Below are 4235 nucleotides of genomic sequence, written 5' to 3'. Positions count from 1 at the left end.
CCAGCCGCCGTCCGTCATGCCCAGCTCCATGCTGCCGGCCACCACCCGCAGCTGCCAGCCGGTGTCGCCACCGTCGAACTGGCCGCCCTGGCCGCCGACGATCGGCGCATGGTTGTTGAGGGCGAGCGGAGAGATCTTGTTGCGGTCGAAGCCGAGGTTCTTCAGGAACTCCACTTCCCCGCGCACGCCGAGCTTCTCGTTGAAGTCATACTGCATCTGCCCGCGCAGGTGCAGGACCTGGAACTTCGAGGCCAGGCCATAATATTGCACTTCCGGGCTGACGCTGGGATTGTCGGGGTTCAGGATGACGTTGCGCAGCGGCCGCATGGTGTTGCCGAACTGCTGGAAGGCCGGGCGCGTGCCGTCGGTGTCGCAGACGCTCTCGTTCCAGTAGCAGGGCGACGAGAACTGCCCCTCGACGCCGTCGAAGTGGAAGTAGCCGGCCGAGAGTTTCGCGCTCAGCTCCTGGCCCAGGCGGAAGTCGAACCCGCCCTGCACCGCCAGCAGATATTTGTCGGTGGACTTGTAGGGGCCGGCTTCGCTGGAGCCGAAGTTGAGGCTGGTGTTGTAGAGCGGGAAGGCACCCGCCGCGCCGCGGAAGCTGACGCTGTCCCCAAGCGCCGCCTTGCCCGAGACGGCGACGCCGTCGAAGTTCATGTCGCCGTCGAAGAACAGGTCGCTGGTGTCGAACGGGTTCGCGAACCGGCCGAGGTCGATGTTCAGGTCCGTGAGCGGGGTCAGGCGGACCGAGGCCCGGTCCAGCCAGATCTCATATTTGCCGGTGCCGTCGGCGCCCATCGTCTGGTTGGTGGAGACCGGCGAGCGGTCGGAGCCGGTGGCGACGCGGACATCGGCGCTGACCCCTGGCGTGATCTGCGCCTTCAGGCCGACGCGGCCGCGCAGGATGAAGAAGCGGCGGTCCTCGGCGGTGTTGAGGAAGGGCGGGCGCAGGTTGCCGTTGGGCGCATGCTCGTTCACCTGATAGCCGCTGCCGCGGTTGATCCTGTTCCAGTCCGGGAACTCGGGGAAGTTGCCGCCGATCCACTCGCCCTTGTCGTTGTAGGTGGGCTTGTCGAAGAAGCGGCCCTCGCTGCGCACGCGGACATCGCCGTAAAGGCTGATGCGCCGCGTCCATTCCGGAGTCTCGCCGGGCTTCGCCCAGCCCTCGGCCTGCGCCTGGTTGCCGAGCTCGACCCGCAGCTCTTCCTTCAGCTGGTCGCGCACCACCTGCGGCACATAGGGGACGGTGTGCGTGCCATCGGCCGCCACCCCGCCCATGGGAACGGGCACGACCGCGGCCGGAGCCGGGGCGGCGCGCGCCTCGCTCAGCATGCTGTCCGCCTCGGCGCGGCTCACCAGCCCCTTGGAGACCATGATCTCCAGCAGCTTGTTGGGGTCGACGCCTTGCGCCTGGGCCGACGAGACGGCGAACGGGGCGGCAAACGACGCGGTCAGCGCCACGCCGGCCGTGCAGGCCATCAGCAGCGTCTTTGCTCGGGTAACGGGATGATTGCGAGACATAAGAACCTATCCTCTGGAAGTTGACGAGCCGGCAGGAACGACCATCCGGTCAGGCTCCGCTGCGGGCGTTGAGTTCGACGTTCACGACCGGCAGGCCGGGCGGCGGGCGGCGGGAGAGCTGGAGCCCCATCAGCGCCTGGAGCAGCCGGGCGTTGCGCTTCTCGTCCCCGCCCTCGACCACCCGCACATGGGTGATGCGGCCTTCCTCGTCGACGGTGACGGCCAGGCGGACGCGGTAGCTGCCCTTGGTCAGCTCCCTGTCGCGCTGCGCCGCCATCTGCACCTCGCGCGCGGCAAGCGCCCCATAGGCCGCGAAGCCGTCGCCGGAGCCGCCAGGGCGGCCGCCGATGCGCGTGCCCCCGCCGCTTCCGACCGCCAGCCCGTAATTGCTGGGGCCGGCGCCCTCGCGGGCGGTGAGCGCGTTGTCGCCCGGGGTCGACGGCTCGCTGCTCTGCTGCGGCTCGGGCGGCGGAGGCGTGTCCACCGGCTGGTCGATCGGCGGCGCCGGAGTCGGCTCGGGCGGCTGCTCGACCTTCTCCGGTTCCGGCGGCGGCGGCGGAGGCGGAGGCGGCGGGATCACCACCGTCGTCATCTTCACCTCGTTCGGACGCTCCGTCACCGTCACCCGGCCCCAGAGATTCCAGAGCAGAAGGGCGACGAGGAGGAGCCCGATCGCGGCCAGAACCCGCCCGAAGGTGAACGGCGATCTGGAGCGCCGGCCGCCGGTGCCGCCCAGCAGCCCCGGCTCGGCGAGACTGGACGCTGCCATCACGCGCCGCCTTCGGGCGGACGGGTCGACGCCATGCCGAGGCTGGGAACACCCACCTTGGAAGCAAGGTCCAGAACCTGCATGATCCGGTCGTACTGCACGGCGCGATCGCCGCGCAGGATCACCGCGAGGTCCGGCGTCGTCGCGATGGAGCGGCGAAGCTCGCCCTCCAGCTCCGACATCGACACCGGAACCGCGTCGATCGACACTGTGCCGTCGTTCGACACCGAGATCACCCGCGACTTCTGCGCTTCCAGCGTCTTCGCCGAGGAAGCCGAAGGCAGGTCCACCCGGATACCCTGGACCGCCGCCGTCGTCATCAGGATGAAGATGATGAGGAGAACAAGGACCACATCGACGAACGGCGTGATGTTGATCTCGTTATAGGGCTTCTTGGAGGAGCCTGCCTGCATGGTACAGCCCTCCCCTCAGGCCGCTTTGGCGGTGGGGGTGGAGCCCGCCGTCGGAGCCGGGTTGTCCTGCCAGGTTTCCGCGATGCGCTTTTCCAGCTCGTCGGCGAAGATCTCGTTGTCGGTGGTGATCTCCTCCACCCGCGACAGAAGATAGTTGTAGCCGAAGAGCGCCGGGATCGCGACCGCAAGGCCCGCAACCGTCGCCAGAAGCGCCGCCGCGATACCCGGGGCGATGGCGTTGATGTTCACTTCACCCGCCGCCGCAACCGCCGCGAAGGTGATCATCACGCCCAGCACCGTGCCGAGCAGACCGATGAACGGGCCGCCCGAGATGGCGATCGTCAGGAGAACCATCTTCGAGTTCAGCTTCTGCGCCTCGCGGGTCTTCGTCGCGTCGAGCGCCGAGCGGATCGCCGCGATCGACTGCGAGCGGATGGCGAAGCGCGAACCCGTCGCCTTGCCTTCCTGCAGCCGCTCCGACAGCTCGCGCCGGCCCACCTGGTAGAGGCTGTTGAGGGTGGAACCAGCCGCCGCCGCGCCCGGATCGAAGGCCGGAAGCCCGTCATGGTCGCCCGAGCGCCGCGACTGGCGGGCATAGGCGTCGAGGAAGGCCTCGTTGGCGCCGCGCACCCGGCTGATCGTCAGCCCCTTGGTGATCATGATCCAGATGGCGATCGCCAGCATGATCGCCAGGATGATGATCACCACCCAGGCGTCGAAGGTCAGCGCCTTGAACAGGATGCCCATATAGTCGTGGCCGCCGCCGGTCTGGACCTGCTCGGCCGTGCCGGCAAGCGCCAGACGCGGGGACTGGCCCTCGGAAGCCGCCGCCAGCTGGAACGCCGCCGCCGGAAGCGCCGCGCCCGCCACCCGGAACTCGTCCATCTCGCCGGTGAAGCCTTCGCCCAGCAGCGCCGGGCCGGTGGGCGTGCCAAGCGCGCCCGCCACTTCGCCGGCCGGCTGGCCGTTCAGGAACAGAACGCTCTTCGCGCCGTCGTTCACCAGCGCCACATGCGCCCAGCTCCCGCCGGCAAGCGCCGCGCCCGCCGAGCGCTCGCCGCCCTGCTCGACGAAGAGCTGACCGCCTTGCGAACGCAGGCCGACGCTGCCCGGAAGGTTGAACAGTGTGCCGTCCGAACCGGGCTTCACCCAGAAGCTGACCGAAAGCGGACCCTGCGCGAACGCCGAGGCCGGAACCGAGACCGGCGCCGTGCCGTCGAGCGCCAGGCTCTGGCCGATCAGGCCGCCGGCGTTGCGCCCTTCGCCGCCGGTCGCGTGCGCGCCATTGGCGGTGGCGTCGCGCGGCGCGCCTGCATTCTCGAAGTGGTAGACCAGCCGGTATTCCGGGGCGAAGCTGCCCGCCACATCCTGGCCGGACGCCGCGTCCTTGTTGCCGTAATAGGCGTAGATCGCCGACGCCTGCCCGGGCTGCAGGCCCTGCACATCCACCCAGACCAGCGCCTGCTCTTCCGCCGGCGCCCACTTCTCGATGTGGAACTTCAAAGGCGTGCGGTCGTCGCCGGCCACGAAGC

The 4235-nt window shown here is 69.3% G+C and carries 4 protein-coding genes; all 4 read right to left on the bottom strand.

The genetic code is table 11. The annotated features are described in order from the left end of the window. The coding region (locus L6Q21_RS16125) for a putative porin (RefSeq protein ID WP_237831778.1) at positions 1-1521 on the bottom strand (1521 nt) is incomplete at its 3' end. 49 nt (positions 1522-1570) lie between these two features. After that, complete coding sequence (locus L6Q21_RS16120) at positions 1571-2290, bottom strand: TonB-dependent receptor (protein WP_237831777.1); 720 nt, start codon at positions 2288-2290, stop codon at positions 1571-1573. Beyond that, positions 2290-2703 (bottom strand): ExbD/TolR family protein, encoded by a 414-nt coding sequence (locus L6Q21_RS16115; protein ID WP_237831776.1) that lies wholly within the window; start codon positions 2701-2703, stop codon positions 2290-2292. Before L6Q21_RS16115 ends, L6Q21_RS16120 begins: the two co-directional genes overlap by 1 nt. Positions 2704-2718: 15 nt before the next feature. Next, positions 2719-4235 (bottom strand): DUF2341 domain-containing protein (locus L6Q21_RS16110; protein WP_237831775.1); only part of this gene is annotated, 1517 nt, incomplete at its 5' end.

Origin of the sequence: Sandaracinobacteroides sayramensis (genome assembly GCF_022014495.1) — a bacterium.
Taxonomy (GTDB): Bacteria; Pseudomonadota; Alphaproteobacteria; order Sphingomonadales; family Sphingomonadaceae; genus Sandaracinobacteroides; species Sandaracinobacteroides sayramense.
The sequence above is the reverse complement of the archived record's forward strand: the minus strand, read 5'-3'. Positions and strand labels throughout refer to the sequence as shown.